This window comes from Hallella faecis (assembly GCF_018789675.1).
Classification (GTDB): Bacteria; Bacteroidota; Bacteroidia; order Bacteroidales; family Bacteroidaceae; genus Prevotella; species Prevotella faecis.
Genome location: NZ_JAHKBE010000134.1, coordinates 1 through 958 on the forward strand (window position 1 = coordinate 1; position 958 = coordinate 958).

1 protein-coding gene is annotated in these 958 nt (G+C 46.8%); it reads right to left on the minus strand.

Annotated elements, in window-relative coordinates:
- On the minus strand, positions 1-890 hold an 890-nt coding region (locus KM934_RS12820; protein ID WP_252345013.1), incomplete at its 3' end, for an IS66 family transposase.
- Positions 891-958 lie beyond the last annotated feature (68 nt).

Genomic DNA, 958 nt, shown 5'->3' on the forward strand with positions numbered 1-958 from the left:
AAAATCCAGTTCCAATGCAGATGCTTTCCTACCGCAGCCCCCGTTTCATCGGCTCCTACGACCGGTGCCGTTTCCAGCCTCTTGCGTATTTCCTCGTATACAGTATCTGCCTTGCCACTATTCTCTTTTAGTATGTTCTGTACAGTCCCCTCGCTTATATTCTGACCGGAGAGGTCGGATATAAGCTCTGCAATTCTTTTGAATGGAATACACTGCACGACATTAAGGTATGTCACCAGTGCACGAAGGTTGTCACCATACTTGATACGGCAGTTGGGAGCTTCGCAGTTGTTTACACAACCGCATTCGCAGACCTTCTCGTAATACTGCTCCTCACAGGTCTCTACGACCACCTTGATATCAACAATCTGTGTCTTACGAATCTTCCTGCACGGTATATCAATCAAGGGCCTACCGCAGCATTTACAATAGGCAGGTTCGTGCTTTACAATCACATCCGGTTCAGCAATGGTCTGTAGTGTGTGTCCCTTGTGACCAAGCTGTCCACCGCTCGGTTTTCCGCTTGGCTTGCGAAGAGACTTTGTCCTGCGCAGCTCACGGGATGCGATACTTTCTTGGGAAGGAGGGATACTGCTATTACTGCTGTTCTTCTCGGGCTTTCCTGATGTACTTGACATATCGTCATCATCTTCCTCGAGTTCCCTGATGCGCTCTTTTGCTACGGCAAGTTCTGATTTCGTGGAAGCAAGTTCCGACTTTAGATTATGTATCTCTACGTCCTTCTGGTTAATGACACGATTGAGGCGTCCGATCTCCTCATTCTTCTCGGAGTCGGACTTTTCAAGCTTGCGCAGACGCTGGTTTATCTGGCGCAATACAACATCTATGTCAGTACAGTCTCTCGCCATTTTGGGTGCAAAGAAAAGCATTTTTATTCATATGGCAAAATCACGATTTACATCCCTTAACGCAGACTTTTGATTTAAGGAAAATGCAA